The sequence below is a fragment of the Micromonospora endolithica genome, from assembly GCF_003626595.1.
Taxonomy (GTDB): Bacteria; Actinomycetota; Actinomycetes; order Mycobacteriales; family Micromonosporaceae; genus Micromonospora; species Micromonospora endolithica.
Window position 1 is genome coordinate 957660 of record NZ_RBAK01000001.1, and the last position, 15816, is coordinate 973475.

A 15816-nucleotide genomic window follows, 5' to 3' on the forward strand; every position below is an offset into this window, starting at 1 on the left:
CCCTCGGGTGCCTTCAAGCAGCGCCGAAACCCCCCACGGCGGGACTTAAGGCGGCCCTGCGCGCCCGGAGGAGGCCCGCGACCGCCGACCGCCTGGCGACAGACCTCCCGAGCAGGGCGTACGCGGCACACCGGTGAGCGGGCGTGACGTTCTCCGCACACGCGTCGCCCGGGACGCCGTTCACCGGCACAGACAAACTTAAGGAATCGCTAAGTCGGAGCTGAACAACCGCACGGGACACCGGGTCGTTGCCGGGAGGGCTGCCGTCGGCAAAGTAGCAGTAGGAGGGGAGCGTGAGCCACCTTCGCAGCGGGTATGCCGCCGAACCGCTGAACGCGTGAGGGGAAGGCACATGCTCAGCAAAGAGGATCAGCGCAGGTTCGAGCAGATCACCCGGCACCTTCGAGAGAGCGACCCGGCGTTCTTCGCCCGGGTGGACGATCGGGCACGGGCCCGGCGAGGCCGCTGTCTGATGTTGTTGACCATCGTGCTCTGGGCCGCGCTTCCGGCGCTGACGGTGGTGGCCGGACGCCTGGCCGGCGCCATCTGCGCGGTGGTGCTGCTGGCCAACGCCGGAATCATGTGGCGCTACCGCCGCCGCTGGTTGTGAGGCGTCCGGACCGGCCGTCGTCACCGCCCCAGCCGCTGGTACGCCCGGCGCAGCCGTTCCAGCAGGCCGGGCCCGCCGATCGCGGGTGCCGGCGCGCCGAGCTGACGCAGCAGCAGGTCCGGCCCGGTGGCCAGGGTGGGCGGCCGGTCGGGCAACGGGACCGGCGGAACCCAGAACCGGTCCACCGTCGCGGCCAGCGGCGCCGGGGCGAGACCGGCGAGCACCCGGGCGGCCCCGGCCGGCGCCGGCTCCACGGTGGACCCGGTGACCACAGCCGGCGCTCCGACCACCGTGGACGACGAGTCGGCGGTGTCGCCGCGCGGCTCGACGGTGCCGCCGCGCAGCTCCCGCAGGCGATCCAGCAGCTCGGCGCGGTCGCGACCCCGCCAGTGCAGCAGCGCGAACGGGTCGGCGTCGAACGCCTCGGCGAGCAGGTAGAAGGTGGCCGCCAGGTGTTTGCAGGGCACCGCGAAGTCGGGGCAGCTGCACCGCTGGCTCAGCTCGGCCACGCCGGTCGGGAACAGCGGCGCCCCGGCGGCGGCGAACAGTTCCTCCAGCTCCTCGGGCAGGTCCCCGGCGAGCAGCCGGGCGCTGAAGAACGCCTGCCCGGCCACCTGCCGCTCGACGGAGGACCAGAGGTCGGGCGGGAACGGCGGCAACCCGATCCGCACCCGGTACGGCTCCGCCCGTGAGCCCTGCACCAGGGCGGTGACCTCGCCGGGTGCCACGTCGAGGCGGAGCACCTGGCCGGCTCGCGCGTACGACCGCCCCCGGGTGAGCCGGGTGCCCAGCGCGAACGACTCCAGCACCTCCAGGAACCGCCGCGACCACCACGACCGGCCGATGGCGCCCCGGGTGCTGCGCGCCCGCAGACCCCCGTCGACCCGTCGCGGCCGGCCGTAGTCGGCGAACCGGCCACCCTCCCGTTCGGTCACGCCACCGCCCCGTCCTCCAGGACGAACAACTCCCGCAGCTGGGCGGTGGACAGCTCGGTGACCCACTGCTCGCCGGTGCCCACCACCCGGGAGGCCAGGTTCCGCTTGTCGGCGATCAGCGCGGCCACCTTCTCCTCGACGGTGCCGGCGCAGACGAACTTGCGGACCTGCACCCGCCGCCGCTGGCCGATCCGGAACGCCCGGTCGGTGGCCTGGTCCTCCACGGCCGGGTTCCACCACCGGTCCACGTGCACGACGTGGTTGGCGGCGGTCAGGGTCAGGCCGGTGCCGCCGGCCTTGAGCGACAGGACGAACAGCGCCGGTGAGTCCACTGACTGGAACCGGGTGACCATGGTGTCCCGGTCGGCCTTGCCCACCCCGCCGTGCAGGAACAGCACCTCCCGGCCGAAGCGGGCCGACAGGTGCCCGCGCAGCATGCCGCCGAACTCGGCGTACTGGGTGAACAGCAGCGCCTTCTCCCCCGCCGCGAGCACCTCGTCCAGGATCTCCTCCAGCCGGGCCAGCTTGCCGGAGCGGCCGTCCAGCGCCGAGCCGTCGCGCAGCAGTTGCGCCGGATGGTTGCAGACCTGCTTGAGCCGGGTCATCGTGGCCAGGACCAGGCCGCGCCGCTCGATGCCGTCGCTGGCCTCGATCTTCGCCAGCATGTCGTCGACGACCACCCGGTAGAGCGCCGCCTGCTCGGCGGTGAGGTTGCAGACCACCTCCATCTCCAGCTTCTCCGGCAGGTCGGAGATGATCGAGGAGTCGGTCTTGAGCCGGCGCAGCACGAACGGGCCGGTGATCCGGCGCAGCCGCTCCGCCGCGTCGGCGTCGCCGTGCCGCTCGATCGGCTCGGCGTACCGCTTCTTGAACGTCGCCGCCGGACCGAGCAGGCCGGGGTTGGCGAACTGCATGATCGACCACAGGTCGGCCAGCCGGTTCTCCACCGGCGTGCCGGTGACCGCGATCCGGTGTCGCGCGGGCAGCGCCCGCACCGCCTCGGCCTGCCGGGTCGAGGCGTTCTTGATCGCCTGGGCCTCGTCCACCACGACCCGGTGCCAGTCGACGCCGGCCAGGTCCACCGCGTCCCGCGCCGCCACCGAGTAGGTGGTGAGGACCAGGTCCGCGTCGTGCACGGCGGTGGTGAAAGCCGCCGCCCGCGCCCGTTCCGCGCCGTGGTGCACGTGTACGCGCAACGCCGGCGCGAACTTCGCCGCCTCCCGCTGCCAGTTGCCGACAAGTGACATCGGGCAGACCAGCAGGGTCGGGCCGGCGTCCGGCGGGTCCCCGGCGAGCAGGGCGAGCAACTGCACGGTCTTGCCCAGCCCCATGTCGTCGGCGAGCACTCCGCCGAGACCGAGCGACTGGAGGAAGGCCAGCCAGGCCAGCCCCCGCCGCTGGTACGGCCGCAGCGTCCCGACGAACGACGGCGGCGGGTCGAGCGGGGTGAGCCGCCGCTCCACCGCACCGGCCAGCAGGTCGCCCAGGGGGCCGTCCGCGGCGACCTCCAGCACCGGCAGGGCGTCCGGCTGCCCCCCGTCGCCCAGCCCGAGCCGGAGCAGTTCGCCGACGGTCAGCTCCCCGGACGACCGGAGCAGCCGCAGGCCGGCGGCGAGCCGTCGGGGATCCAGCTCGACCCACCGGCCCCGCATCCGTACCAGCGGGGTCTTCAACGCCGCCAGCGCGGCCAGCTCGTCGGCCGTCATCGGCTGGTCGCCGAGGGCGACCTCCCAGCGGTAGTCGACCAGGGCGTCCATGCCGACCCCCGCGCCGGTGGCGACCGTACCGGGCGCGGTACGGCTGCGCGCCTGCAACCGGGCGCCGATCCGGGCGGACGGCCGCTGCCACCAGGACGGCAGCAGCACCGCGAAGCCGGCCGCGTGCAGCACCGGCGCGCCCTCGCGCAGGAACCGGTGCGCGCCTTCGGCGTCCAGGTCCAACCCCTCCGGGGCGGCGGTACGCAGCGCGTCGTCCAGCTCCGGCCAGAGCCGGCTGGCCCGCCCCAGCTCGGCCAGGAGTGTCTCCTGTGGAGCATCCAGGTGGGTCACCGACCCGGGGGCCGCCCAGACCGTGCCGGCGTCGGTGTGCAGGCCCGGCTCGGCGGCGACCTGGAGGCCGAACTCCACCCGCCAACGACCGCCCGCCGCCTCGACCGGGGTGGCCGGGTCGGCCGGCACCACCACCAGCGGTGCGTCGATCTCGTCATCCGGCGGCTCGACCAGCCGGAAGCTCGCCCGTACCGCGCCACCGGCCGCGTCCCGCTGCCAGCCGTCCAGCTCGGCGCGGAGGGTCTCCAGGGCCGCCCGGTCGGCGGTGAAGTCGCGGCGCGTCCCGGTGAGCGCGGCCAGCCAGTCGGGCACCGCACCGAGCCGCCGGGCCCCCCGACCCAGCGCGGCGTCGGCGAGGCCGTCCCGCACGGCGGCGTCGGTGAGCGCGTCGAGAACCTCGGCGACCAGCGCACCGGGTTCCTGGTCGGCCCCACCACCCGGCGCGGGGTGCGGCAGGCGCAGGTCGGTGGCCGCGCGGGCGGCCGGGGGCAGCGCCAGCGCCAACGACCGGGCCCAGGCCGCGTCGGTGCCGGTGAGCAGCGGCCGCCACACCGCCCGTGCGGAGACCACGGTCGACGCGTCGACGGCGGCCCCGCCGCCGGGCTGGGACGCCACCGCCGCACCACCGCCGGGCCGGGGCGGTGCCGCATCGTCGGATCGGGAGGCCGTCGCGTCCTCGGAGGACGGCTCCGGATCGGTCACGCCGGGCAGTACCCGGCCCCGCGTGGTCAGGTCGTCGGCGAAGGCGGCCACCTCGGCGAGGTGGCGAAGGGTCGCGCCGGGTACCGCGGCCAGCTCGCCGAGGCGGCGGAGCAGGGCGAGGGCGGCGTCCGGGGCGTACACCAGGACCGGGACCCGCCACCCGGCCAGGGTGACCGGCCCGCGGACCGGTTCCGCGACGGCGGTCCGGACCAGCTCCGGTGAGTCCAGCGGCGAGCCGGCCCGGGTGGGGAGGGCGACCAGCGCGGTGCCGGGGTGCGTCGGCTCGACGGTCGCGGCGGTCGCCGCGACCAGGTCGGGGTGGTCGGCGGCGAACGGGTGCGGGCGCTCCCGGGGCGCACGGCCGGGACGTCGCGGCGCGTGCGGCGGCCGGGTGCTGTCCTCCGCCCAGAGCACCAGCCCGGCGCCGGGCCACCAGAGGCCGTGGATGACCAGCACGCACTCCCCCTCGTCGACGACCCGGCCCAGGATAGGCCGCGCCGCCCGACTACCGTCGACGCCATGTCCGACCTACTCGTGATCGGTGGTCTCGGCGTGGACATCCGGGTCCGCGTGCCCGCCCTGCCGCTGCCCGCCGCCGACTCCGCCACCGTCGACCCGATCGACCTGCGCATCGGCAACACCGGTTCCGGCGTCGCTCTCGCCGCACACGCGCTGGGGCTGCGGGTCACCGTGGTGGACGTGCTCGGCGCGGACCCGGCCGGCGACGTGGTCCGGACGGCGCTGGCCGGCACGTCGGTCCGTGCGGTGCTGGCGGACGCTCCCGGTGGCACCCGCCGCTCGGTGAACCTGGTGGACCCGACCGGCCGGCGCAGTTCGCTCTACGACCCGCGTCCGTGGCACGGGCCGGCCCCGTTCACCGCCACCGAGCTGGGCGAGCTGGTCGCGGAGGCCGCGCACGTGCACGTCTCGATCATGGACTGGACGGTCGGTCTGCTGCCCGCCGTCCGGGCTGCCGTCGGCGACGGCGTGCCGCTCTCCACCGACCTGCACGACTGGGACGGCGACAATCCGTACCACCGGCCGTTCGCCGACGCCGCCGACCTGGTCTTCGTCAGCGGCGTCCGGCTGGACGACCGGGCCGGCGCGCTCGCCATGGCGCTCGCGCCGCGCACGGTCGTGGTGACCAGGGGCGCCGACGGCGCCGACCTGTATCCGGCCGGGGGCGACCCGGTCCGGGTGCCCGCCGCCGAGCCGCCCGGCCCGGTGGTCGACACGAACGGCGCCGGGGACGCCTTCGTGGCGGGCGTGGTCGCCGCCCGACGGCACGGCGCGTCGCTCACGGAAGCCGCCCGGTACGCCGCCCGGGTGGCAGCGGCGGCCTGCACCCAGGACGGCATGCAGTACCCCCCGACGCTCCTCCCCCGCCCCTGAGTCACCCCCCGGCCGGGGTCGCGCGGGGTCGCGCGGGGTCGCGCGGGGTCGCGCGGGGTCAGCGCTGCGTCGCGCGTGCCTGAGGCCGCATCTTCCCCGAAGTTGCTCGGGAGTCGGGCGCGGGGGTGGTCACACGGCGCCGGTCTCGCCGTCGGTCAGCTCGCGGAGGATGTCGGCGTGGCCGACGTGCCGGGCGGTCTCCTCGATCATGTGCACGAGGATCCAGCGCAGCGAGACCTCCCCCAACTGGGGGTGCGGCACCACGTGGTCGAGGTCGAAGCGGGCGGCCAGCTCGCGGGACCGTTCGCAGGCGGCCTCGTACGCCCCGGCCAGCTCCTCGACGGTGTCCGCGCCGGTCAGCGCGAAGCTCTCCGCGGCGTCCTCCTCCGAGGTCGGGAAGACCTCGCCGGGGCCGGGGGCGAGCAGATAGGGGAACCAGTTCCGCTCGATGAGGGTCAGATGCCGGACCAGGCCGGCGAGGGTGGTCGCCGAGGGCACCAGTCGGCGGGTGGCGTCGGCGTCGGCGAGCCCGCGCGCCTTGCGCAGGACCATCGCCCGGTGGAAGTCGAGGAAGCTGTCCAGCACGTCCCGTTCGCCGCCGGTGCGCGCCCGTACCGGACCGAGGGTCGGGTCGATCGAGATCTCCGTCATCGTCGGACCCTAGTCACCCCCGACCCGCGCCCACCGCCCCTTATGCCACCGGCGAAACGCGCTTGCGTCGCCCCCGAACAGCGCCCTCACGCCGTATGCCGCCCGCGGCTATCCGCTGCGCGCCGGCGTCGGCCGGGGCAGGATGGGCGCATGGCATCAACGGTGGAGATCCCCTTGGTCGGCGGCGCGGCCGACGGACAGAGCGTCACGGTCGAGCTGGACCCGAACGGTCGGCCGCCGCTGACCCACCACCACATCGGCGCCGAAGGGCTGGCGGGGGCGGAGATCTACGAGCTGGAGTCGGTCGACGCCGGCACCGGCACGTGGCGTTACTGCTGGCGCGGTCCGGCGGTCTGACCCGGCGCAGGCACCCAGCCGGCCCGTGACCCGGCGCAGGCACCCAGCCGGCCCCAGGCCCGGCGCAGGCACCCCGGCCCGCTCAGGCGCCCAGTCGGCTCAGTGCCTGGTTGCGAATGCTGTCCAGCACCGAGCGGGTGACCTGGGAGGTGGCGCGGGCGTCGTCGCAGACCTCGGCCACCCGGCGCGCGGTGGCCTCGGCACGTTGCTCCCGCTCGTCCCAGAGCCGGTCGACCTCGGCCAGCAACGGGCCCTCGACCTCCCGTTCCACGCCCCGCAGGGCCGGTACGCCGAGGCGTTGGGCCAGGTCGAAGACCTTCCCCGCGTACGGCAGGGGGAGGAACGGGGTGCCCACCATCGCGGCGAAGATCAGGAAGTGCAGCCGCATGCCGACCGCCAGGTCGAAGTGACGCATCAGCCCGAGAATCTGTTGCGGCGAGTACGTGCCGTGCAGGATCCGGCCGTGGTCGGCGGCGGTCATGTGCGACAGCACGCCGTGCGAGTGCCGGATGTCGTCGCGCTCCATCGGGACGAACAGCACGTGCGCGTCGATCCGGTGCACCAGGAAGTCACCGATCTGGGCGAGCAGTCGGTGGTAGCCGTCGACGTCGAGCCGTTCGGCGGCCCGGCCCGGTTCCCGGACACTCATCCCGACCAGCCGCTTGCCGGCCGGCACCCCCTCCTCGCGGAGCAGGTGGGCGGGGAAGTCCTCGGGTTCGAGCAGGAACGCCGGGTCGGCGGTGACGGTGATCGGGTTGAGCAGGCCGGCCTCCTCCAGCACCATCCGGGACTCCTGGTCCCGCACGGTGACCTGGGTGGCGCCGGCCAGCGTCTCGCGCACCATCCCGGTGTCCACGCCGTCGCTGAGCGGACCCACGCCGACCGCGTACGTCAGCAGCGGCAGTCCGCGCTCCTGGGCGACCCGGACCACCCGCAGGTAGCGGCGCGCCTCACGGTCGTAGAGGATCCCGCCGCCGCCGAGGATCAGCAGGTCGAGCTGGGCCAGCACGAGCGCGGAGTCGGTGCGGCTCACGCCCTCCCAGGGCACCGCCTCGACCTGGGGGTGGGCGATGCGGGTGTGGGCGGGGTTGCGGGAGAAGACGATGATCCGCGCGTTCGGTTCCTGCTCCCGCAGGTCGGCCAGCAATCCGGTGAGAATCGCCTCGTCACCGAGGTTGCGACCGCCGTACGAGCCGAGAATCCCGATGGTCAGACCGGCGCCATGCGTCATCCGTCGCCCCTCCTCGGAGTGCGTCCGGGGAGGTCTTCCCGGTGCGCCGGGGAACAGTCCTCGGCTCAGCCCGCGCCGGTGGTCCCGACCAGGCGGGACACCAGCGCCGCCACCACCGCGTCCGGGTCGAAACCGGCGTCGATCGAGGTGGTGAGCAGGTCCAGCAGCAGCCCGTCGACCGCGTAGTGCAGCAGGGCCACCTCGAACCCTCCGCCGGGCAGCCCGGCGGCCAGGTGGAAGGCGACGTCCTCGCGGTAGCCCCGGCGCAGCGTGTCGCCGAGGATCCGGGCCAGGTCGGGGCGGCGGGCGGCCTCCAGCCGCAGCTCGATCAGGGCCCGGGTGAGGTCGGGCTGGCGGGTGGTGCGTTCGACGATGTAGCGGACGTAGTCGGTCAGCAGCGCCGGCGAGGGCTGCCGGGCGCCCAACTCGGCCAGCACGGCCTGGTCCGGGGCGAACCGCTCCATGATCCGTTCCCCGAGCGCGCCGAGCAGGGCGTCGCGGGACCGGAAGTAGTTGGAGGCGGTGCCGAGCGGCACCCCGGCCTCGGCGTCGACCGCCCGGTGGGTGAGCCCGCGCGCGCCGGTGGCGGCCAGGACCCGCAACCCCGCGTCGGCCAGGGCCGCCCGCCGCTCCGTGTTCCGTGCCACGAAAAGACCCTAGCAACAACCACGACACCTGTCGTACGCTGACAACCACAACATCCGTAGTGATCAGGGAGTCCGCTTGCGCAAGCTCGTCTACTACGTCGCCAGCACGCTCGACGGCTTCATCGCCGCTCCGGACGGGTCCCCCGACTTCTTCGGCCTGGCACCGGACCTGGCCGCGCACATCGCGGCGCACTGGCCGCAGACCCTGCCCACCTTCACCCACCCCGAATTCGGCATCGACGGTCCGCCGCGAGGTCGTTTCGACGCGGTGCTGATGGGCCGCGCCACGTACGACCCGGCCCTGAAGATCGGAATCACCAGCCCGTACGCCCACCTGCGGCAGTACGTCTTCTCCCGCTCGCTGCCCCCGGCCACCGACCCGGAGGTGGAAATCGTCGCCGGCGACCCGGTCGAGTTCGTCCGGGCGCTCAAGCGGGAGCCCGGCCGCGACATCTGGCTCTGCGGCGGTGGTGACCTCGCCGGGCAACTCCTGCCCGAGGTCGACGAGCTGGTGCTGAAGCTCAACCCGGTGGTGGTCGGCAGCGGCGTTCCGCTGGCCACGCGCGGATTCGACCCGCACCGGTTCAACCTGACCGACGCCCGCCCGCTGGAGTCCGGCGTGGCGGTGCTGCGCTACATCCGCCGGGAAGCGGCGTAACCGGATTGCCGGGCTCCGCCTCGCAGGGCCACAGTGGAGCGATGCGTACCCGGATGAGCTGGGCCGACCTGCCCGCCGACGTGCGGGCTGCCGTCGAGAGCCTGCTCGGCGACCGGGTGGTCGAGGCGGTGTCGCAGCCAGGGGGCTGGTCCCCCGGCACCGCCGACCGGGTCCGCACCGCCGGTGGCCGGCGCGCGTTCGTCAAGACAGCGTGCGCGGCGACGAACGCGCACAGCGTCCACCTGCACCGCGCGGAGGCCCGAATCACGGCGGCGCTCCCGGCGTACGCTCCGACGCCCCGCCTGCTCGGCGTCCACGACGACGGCGAGTGGGTGGCGCTGGTCCTGAGTGACGTGGACGGGCGGCACCCGGCGACGCCGTGGCGCGCCGACGAGCTCGACGCCGTGCTCGACGCGCTGGCGGCGATGGCGGCCGCCCTCACCCCCAACCCGGTCGCCCACGCGCCGACCGCGGCGGCGCAGCTCGCCCCGGACTTCGCCGGCTGGCACCGGATCGCCGCCGATCCGCCGGCCGACCTGGATCCGTGGGTCCGCGCCCACCTCGACGAGCTGCGCGACGCCGCCGACCACGGCCTCGCCGCACTGCGCGGCGACACCCTCTGCCACATCGACCTGCGCGCTGACAACCTGCTCGTCGACGCCGCCGGCCGGGTGACCGTGGTGGACTGGCCACACGCCGGCCGGGGTCCGGCCTGGCTGGACACCGCGATCATGCTGGTCAACGTGGAGCTGCACGGCGGGCACGACGTGGCCGCCCTGTTCCGTCGGTCCCCGCTCACCTCGGACGTCGCGCCGGAAACCCTGACCGGCGTGTACGCGGGACTGGCCGGCTTCTTCACCGACGGCGCCCGGCAGCCACCGCCGCCCGGTCTGCCCACCGTCCGCGCCTTCCAGCGGGACCAGGCGCGGGCCCTGCTCCGCTGGCTGGCCCGCCGCATCACGTGACGCCCGCCCCGCCGGCCCAGCCGGCCCCGCGACCGCCCCCGTCGGACCCCGCGAGCGGTCGCGGGTCGGCTCAGCCCGGGGCGATGGTCGGATGAGCGAGGAACGGCAGCACTGCCCGGGGCAGCGCGGGCGAGCCGACGACGTCGCGATGGGTCAACCCCGGCAGCACCGCCAGCCGGGCCGCCGGACGGGCGGTGCCGTCCCCGCCCGGATCCCGGTGGCCGCCGCCGAGCAGCCCGAAGAACTCCACCATGTGCGCGGTGGACACCGAGTCGGCGTCGGCGAAGACCAGCAGGGTGGGCAGCGTCAACGTGGACACCGCGGCGGACCAGTCGTAGTCGCGACGCAGCAGCTCGCCGGACTTCGCCCACAGCCGGGGCCAGTCCTGCGGCCGGGGCGCGACGCGGTCGTAGAGCCGGTGCGCCGGGGTGCCCCGCATCCGCTCGCCGGACGCCTCGTCCTGCCCCGCCATCGCGGCGAGCACCTCCGGGTACCACCCGCCGTGGCGGCAGGGCGCCGAGACGACGACCAGCCGGCGGACCAGCGCCCGGTGCTGGATCGCGGTACGCAGGGCCACTCCGCCGCCGAGCGAATAGCCCAGCACGTCCGCCCCGGTCAACCCGAGGTGGCCGATCAGCGCGGCGACGTCGTCGGCCATCGACTCGTACCGCAGCGGACGCCCGACATCGGCGGTGCGTCCGTGTCCCTGGAGGTCCACCGCGATCACCCGGTGGTGCGCGGCCAGCGCCGGGAGGATCGGCGCGAACGTCCCCGTCGCGCCGTACCCGCCGTGCAGCAGCACCAACGGTCGACCGCTGCCGTGCTCCTCGTACCACAGGCGCAGCCCGCCGACCTCCGCGTAGCTCATCCCCCCATCCAAGCCGGACCCGCGCCGCGGGGGGCCGGGATCAGGTCAGGCCGAGGAAGGCGGATACCGCGACGAGCGCCCCGGCCACCGCCCCGGCGACCACCTGGCCGGGCGTGTGGTCGGCCAGTCGCACCCGCGACCAGCCCACCAGCCCCACCAGCGCCACCGCCGGGACCAGCGCCGGCCCGAACAGCACGACCAGCACGGCCACCGAGCCGGCCGCGACGGCGGCGTGGACGCTCAACTTCCAGACCTGGTTGACCAGGGTGACCATGAGCCCGACGCCGAACATCACCACGACCATCGCGACCAGCGGCCGGGGCGCGCCCAGCAGGACCAGCACGGCCAGGCCGACGAGCACCGACAGGAGGCCCAGCACCAGCGGCGTCCGGCGCTGCTCGCGTACGCCGATGTGGTGGTCGGTGAGCCGGCCCCGCCGCACGCCCCACCAGATGACGAAGTACGGCACGACGGCGCAGAAGAGGACCGCGACCGCCGCCCAGCCGAGGCCGACGCCCACGGCGGGGGCGGTGTCGTGCACGGCGACGACCACCGGCATCACCGCGGCGAGGACGGCCGGCGCGAACACCTCGGTGACCGCCCGCGCCACCCGATCCGCCGCGGAGCCGGCAGGTGCGTCGATGGTCTCGCTCACCCGGGCGCCGCGACCGCACCGCGCCGGGCCAGGAAGTGCCGGATCGACGCCGCGACGTCCGGCCGGCGGAGATCCAACCCGCCGTGCGCGCCGTCGGCGACGGTGACGTGCACCGGGTGGCCGGCGGCGACCAGCGCGGCAGCGAGGGCGAGCGTCTGGGTCGGGGGTACGGCGACGTCGTCCAGGCCGTGTGCGAGCAGCACCGGCGTGCCGGAACCGGCGTGCGGTGCGACGGCGACGTCCAGGGTGGCGGCGTCGTCGGAGCTGGGCAGGTGCCCCAGCAGCCGGTGCCACGGATTCCCCTCGGCACGGGCGCGGGGCCAGTCGGCGGCCAGCGGGTCGGTGGGCGCGGCGAGAGCCAGCACCGCCGCGACGTCCCCGGGCCGGTCCACGCCACGCAACCCCAGGTGCAGAGCGAGATGCCCCCCGGCGGAGGTACCCGCGACGAGGAGCGGCCGGCCCGGTACGCGGGCGGCACGGGCCTCGGCACGCAGGTCGTCGAGCTGCGCCGGCCAGGTCGCCTCGCCGCTGAGCCGGTAGCGGGCGTGCACCACCCGCAACCCCAGATCCTCGAAGAGCGATACGTCGGTGGTTTCCCGCGTGTACCACCCACCGCCGTGCACCCACAGCAAGACAGGTCGGTCCCCCATGGCCGGCGATCCTACGAGGACCGGAGGGCGTCCGCTGTCCCCTCCGGTCCCCGTCCGGGGGTCACCCGTCGACGGAGCCGAATTCCGGCGCACCGGCGGCGTCGTAGGTGGCCATCAGCACACCGCTGCCGGAGGTCCGGCTGTCGGTGAGGCGCAGGCCCGTCGGGGGCACGCCGTCGGCGAAGAGTCGCCGGCCGCGTCCGAGGACGACCGGGAAGACCAGCAGCCGGTACGTGTCGACCAGCCCCTCCCGCATCAGGGACTGGACGAGGGTGGCGCTGCCGTGCACCTGGAGTTCGCGACCGGGCTGGTCCTTCAGCTCGGTCACCGCCTTGCCGAGATCCCCGTCCAGCGCCTGGGCGCCGTTCCAGGGGGCCAGGTCGTCGGGGTGGCCGGTGGCGACGTGCTTGGGCAGCCGGTTGAGTGCGAGCCCGACCTCGTCGCCGGGCTCCTCCGCGTTCGGCCAGTAGCCGGCGAAGATGTCGTACGTCCGCCGGCCGAGCAGGAACGCGTCCGCCTCCTTGAAGATCTCGGTCATGTACCCGCCGACCGCGTCGTCGAAGTGCGGCGGCAGCCAGCCGCCGAGGTCGAAGCCGCCGCTGCGGTCCTCGTCGGGTCCTCCGGGGGCCTGGTGGACGCCGTCCAGGGTCAGGAAGCTGGTGACCGTGAGTCGCATGATTGTCCTCCTGGTGTGTCGGTGTCGTGTCCGTCTCTCACCCTGTCGACGGTCGGGCCGCCGCCGGTTCGACACTCCATCGAGGCCGACAATGTGACCTGGGTCACAGGAACGCGTCGCGCTCGGCGGCGTCGATGGCGGCGTCGCTGATCCAGACCATGCCGACCAGCAGGGCCAGCGCCAGCCCGCCCATGATCGCGAAGACCGCGCGGAGACCGAACGCCTCGGCCAGCAGACCGCCGGCCGCCGCCCCGAGGGGCAGGCTGCCCCAGGAGACCAGCCGGTAGCCGCTGTTGACCCGACCGAGCAGCCGGTCCGGAACGATCCGCTGGCGCAGCGACACCGTGATCACGTTCCACGCGGCGAGCAGGATCCCGCCACCGAAGAAGACCGCGCCGATCACGAACGGGTCGGTGCTCAGCGCCGGCACGCCGACGATCGCGGCAGCGGCCCCCATCGACACGCCGAGCGCCAGGGCGCGGCCGAGCCGGCGTTCGAGCCACGGGGCGGCCAGCGACCCGAGCACGACGCCGGCGGCGATGGCGGTCATCAGGAGCCCGTATCCGGGCGCGGTGAGCCCGACCGCGGAGTCGGGACCCACCGCGTAGAGCACCAGCACGCCGAACACCGCGTTCGAGGTGAAGTTGCTGCCACCCACCATGACCGCCAAGGTGCGCAGCACCCGGTGCCGCCAGAGGAAGCGCAACCCTTCGGCGATGTCCGCGCGCAGGGTGGTGTCGCCCACCCGCTCCACCCGGAACCGGCCACCGGTCACCAGCAGCGCCGCGACCGCGACCGCCCACAGCCCGGCCGGCCCGGCCACCGCGACGGCCGCGCCGCCGACCACCAGGAAGCCGGCCAGCGGCGGACCGACGAACTGGTTCGCGGCCAGCTCGACGGCGTGCAGCCGGCCGTTGGCCCGGGGCAACAGGTGGCGCGGAACGAGCTGCGGCAGGATCGACTGACCGGCGGTGTCATGGAGGGTCTCGGCGGTGCCCGCGGCGAACGCCACCACATAGAGCAGCCAGATCGAGTCGGCGTCGAGGGCCACCGCCAGGGCCAGCCCGCCGGCCAGGGCAGCGCGCAGCGAATTGGCGACGATCATGACCCGACGCCGGTCGAGCCGGTCGACGACGGCTCCCGCCGGCAGCGCGAACAGCAGCCACGGCAGGCTGAACGCGACCGCCACCCCGGCCACCAACGCCGGCGAACCGGTGTAACCGACGGCGACCAGCGGCAGCCCGACCTTCACGATCCCGTCGGCGAGGTTGGAGACCGCCGACGCGGACCAGAACCGCCAGTACCGGCCACCCAGCCGCTCCGGCTGCGGGCGGGCCGCCACCGGCGTACGCGTCCCCGCCCGCTCCCCCGCCGTCACCCGGTCGATGGTGGCAGACAGCCACCCCGCCCCGCCGTCCCATCAGCAACCCGCCCACCACCGAAACCACGGGACACTCCGGTCAGCGGGGCAATTAGCCCAATTGAGCAGTCAAGACGCAAGAAAAGTGTTGTGGTGGTCAACGCACCATATGCACTGTATATACCGCTTCGGGCGAGTCGCGACCAGCGAGACGCTCCTGCGAGCAGTACCCACGGAGGGTGTTCTGTGAAGGTTAAAAGCATTCATCGTCTTCGGCGGGCAGGTCTGCCAGCGCTCGCCGTTTCCGCGGCCGTCGCGGTGGCCGCCTCCCTGCTGGCTCTCAGCGGGACCGCCGCCAACGCCCAGGACGCGCCGGTGGGCCTCGGGACGGCCGGCAACTTCTCCGTCCTCGCCGGGGCCGAGCCCACCAACACCGGGCCGAGCTTCCTGGCCCAGAACCTCGGACGGTTCCCGGGGAACACCGCGTCCGGCTTCGGGACGGCGACGATCGGCGGCGAGGTCCATCTCGGCGACGCGGTGGCTCTACAGGCCCAGAGCGACCTGACCACGGCCTTCAACGACGCCGCCGGTCGGACGCCGTTCACCAACCTCCCCGCCGAACTGGGCGGCAACACCCTCAACCCCGGGGTCTACCGGATCGGCGCGGCGCAGCTGACCGGCGCGTTGACGCTCAACGCCCAGGGCGACCCCCAGGCCGTGTTCATCTTCCAGGTCGACTCCGCGCTGACCACCGCGTCGGACAGCAGCGTCGTCCTCATCAACGGCGCTTCGCCCTGCAACGTCTTCTGGAAGATCGGCAGCTCGGCGACGATCGGCACGGGAACCACGTTCGTGGGCACCATCATGGCGCAGGCGTCGATCACGATGGCCACGGGCGCGACTCTCCAGGGCCGGGCACTCGCCCGGACGGCCGCCGTAACCCTCGACACCAACGTCATCACCGCTCCCCTGTGCGCGGGTCCCACCGGTCCGCCCGGCCCCACCGGCCCACCCGGCCCCACCGGCGCACCCGGCCCCACCGGCGCACCCGGTCCCAGCGGGCCGCCTGGTAGTCCTGGCGCCCCGGGCAGCCCTGGCGCTCCCGGCAGTCCCGGCGCTCCCGGCAGCCCCGGCGCCCCAGGTGCACCCGGCAGTCCCGGCGCTCCCGGCGCTCCCGGCAGTCCTGGCGCTCCTGGCGCCCCCGGCGCTCCCGGCAGTCCTGGCGCTCCTGGCGCTCCCGGTGCACCCGGCGCTCCCGGTGCACCCGGCGCTCCCGGTGCACCCGGCGCTCCCGGTGCTCCCGGCAGTCCTGGCGCCCCCGGCGCCCCCGGCGCACCCGGTCTACCCGGTGCACCCGGCGCTCCCGGTGGCCCCGGCGCTCCCGGTGGCCCCGGCGGCCCAGGTGCCCCCG

General features: G+C 74.8%; 15 protein-coding genes and 3 pseudogenes. 6 read left to right on the plus strand and 12 right to left on the minus strand.

Annotated features, from left to right (window positions below):
• Nucleotides 1-352: 352 nt before the first annotated feature.
• A complete protein-coding gene (locus D7223_RS04295) occupies nt 353-610 on the plus strand; it encodes a DUF3040 domain-containing protein (RefSeq protein ID WP_120724963.1) in 258 nt (85 codons plus the stop codon).
• Nucleotides 611-630: 20 nt separating this feature from the next.
• Here the strand turns inward: D7223_RS04295 and D7223_RS04300 are convergent, their stop codons facing one another.
• From D7223_RS04300 to D7223_RS34225, 3 genes and pseudogenes are all read right to left on the minus strand, one after another.
• A complete protein-coding gene (locus tag D7223_RS04300; RefSeq protein ID WP_120724965.1) occupies nt 631-1545 on the minus strand; it encodes an SWIM zinc finger family protein in 915 nt (304 codons plus the stop codon).
• Nucleotides 1542-4031, minus strand: a pseudogene (locus tag D7223_RS04305) (SNF2-related protein); the annotation flags it as partial. The gene D7223_RS04300 and the pseudogene D7223_RS04305, both read right to left, overlap by 4 nt.
• 29 nt (nt 4032-4060) lie before the next feature.
• Nucleotides 4061-4751: pseudogene (locus D7223_RS34225) on the minus strand (ATP-dependent helicase); the annotation flags it as partial.
• Between the two features lie 63 nt (nt 4752-4814).
• On the opposite strand from D7223_RS34225, the gene D7223_RS04310 reads away from it, so the two are divergent.
• Nucleotides 4815-5687 (plus strand): carbohydrate kinase family protein, encoded by an 873-nt coding sequence (locus D7223_RS04310; protein WP_120724970.1) that lies wholly within the window; start codon nt 4815-4817, stop codon nt 5685-5687.
• Between the two features lie 129 nt (nt 5688-5816).
• On the opposite strand, the gene D7223_RS04315 is transcribed toward D7223_RS04310, so the two are convergent.
• Nucleotides 5817-6338, minus strand: a complete 522-nt coding sequence (locus tag D7223_RS04315) for a DinB family protein (protein WP_120724972.1) — start codon at nt 6336-6338, stop codon at nt 5817-5819.
• A gap of 150 nt (nt 6339-6488) precedes the next feature.
• Here D7223_RS04315 and D7223_RS04320 point away from each other — a divergent pair, with 150 nt between their 5' ends.
• Nucleotides 6489-6695: a hypothetical protein gene (locus tag D7223_RS04320; RefSeq protein ID WP_120724974.1), complete on the plus strand. Its 207-nt coding sequence runs from the start codon at nt 6489-6491 to the stop codon at nt 6693-6695.
• 82 nt (nt 6696-6777) lie between these two features.
• Here D7223_RS04320 and D7223_RS04325 read toward each other — a convergent pair whose 3' ends face one another.
• Entirely contained in the window at nt 6778-7926 is a 1149-nt protein-coding gene (locus tag D7223_RS04325; protein WP_120724976.1) for a polysaccharide pyruvyl transferase family protein, read from the minus strand.
• 65 nt (nt 7927-7991) lie between these two features.
• Nucleotides 7992-8573, minus strand: coding sequence for a TetR/AcrR family transcriptional regulator (locus tag D7223_RS04330; protein ID WP_120724978.1), 582 nt, complete (start codon nt 8571-8573; stop codon nt 7992-7994).
• A gap of 76 nt (nt 8574-8649) precedes the next feature.
• Between D7223_RS04330 and D7223_RS04335 the strand changes: the two genes are divergently transcribed.
• Both D7223_RS04335 and D7223_RS04340 read left to right on the plus strand, forming a co-directional pair.
• Nucleotides 8650-9231: a dihydrofolate reductase family protein gene (locus tag D7223_RS04335; RefSeq protein ID WP_120724980.1), complete on the plus strand. Its 582-nt coding sequence runs from the start codon at nt 8650-8652 to the stop codon at nt 9229-9231.
• Nucleotides 9232-9272: 41 nt separating this feature from the next.
• On the plus strand, nt 9273-10196 hold the full coding sequence (locus D7223_RS04340) for an aminoglycoside phosphotransferase family protein (protein WP_120724982.1): 924 nt from the start codon (nt 9273-9275) through the stop codon (nt 10194-10196).
• 70 nt (nt 10197-10266) lie between these two features.
• On the opposite strand, the gene D7223_RS04345 is transcribed toward D7223_RS04340, so the two are convergent.
• The 5 genes from D7223_RS04345 to D7223_RS04365 form a co-directional block, all read right to left on the minus strand.
• On the minus strand, nt 10267-11064 hold the full coding sequence (locus D7223_RS04345; RefSeq protein ID WP_120724984.1) for an alpha/beta fold hydrolase: 798 nt from the start codon (nt 11062-11064) through the stop codon (nt 10267-10269).
• 40 nt (nt 11065-11104) lie between these two features.
• A complete protein-coding gene (locus D7223_RS04350) occupies nt 11105-11719 on the minus strand; it encodes a phosphoesterase PA-phosphatase (protein WP_120724987.1) in 615 nt (204 codons plus the stop codon).
• A complete protein-coding gene (locus D7223_RS04355; RefSeq protein ID WP_120724989.1) occupies nt 11716-12369 on the minus strand; it encodes an alpha/beta hydrolase fold domain-containing protein in 654 nt (217 codons plus the stop codon). The genes D7223_RS04350 and D7223_RS04355 overlap by 4 nt, the downstream gene beginning before the upstream one ends.
• A 61-nt stretch (nt 12370-12430) precedes the next feature.
• Complete coding sequence (locus tag D7223_RS04360; protein WP_120724991.1) at nt 12431-13045, minus strand: dihydrofolate reductase family protein; 615 nt, start codon at nt 13043-13045, stop codon at nt 12431-12433.
• Nucleotides 13046-13148: 103 nt separating this feature from the next.
• Nucleotides 13149-14423 (minus strand): MFS transporter, encoded by a 1275-nt coding sequence (locus tag D7223_RS04365; RefSeq protein ID WP_120724993.1) that lies wholly within the window; start codon nt 14421-14423, stop codon nt 13149-13151.
• Nucleotides 14424-14780: 357 nt separating this feature from the next.
• Between D7223_RS04365 and D7223_RS33370 the strand changes: the two are divergent.
• Nucleotides 14781-15308, plus strand: a pseudogene (locus D7223_RS33370) (ice-binding family protein); the annotation flags it as partial.
• Between the two features lie 55 nt (nt 15309-15363).
• On the opposite strand, the gene D7223_RS33375 reads toward D7223_RS33370, so the two are convergent.
• Entirely contained in the window at nt 15364-15759 is a 396-nt protein-coding gene (locus D7223_RS33375; RefSeq protein ID WP_238161667.1) for a hypothetical protein, read from the minus strand.
• Between the last annotated feature and the right edge of the window lie 57 nt (nt 15760-15816).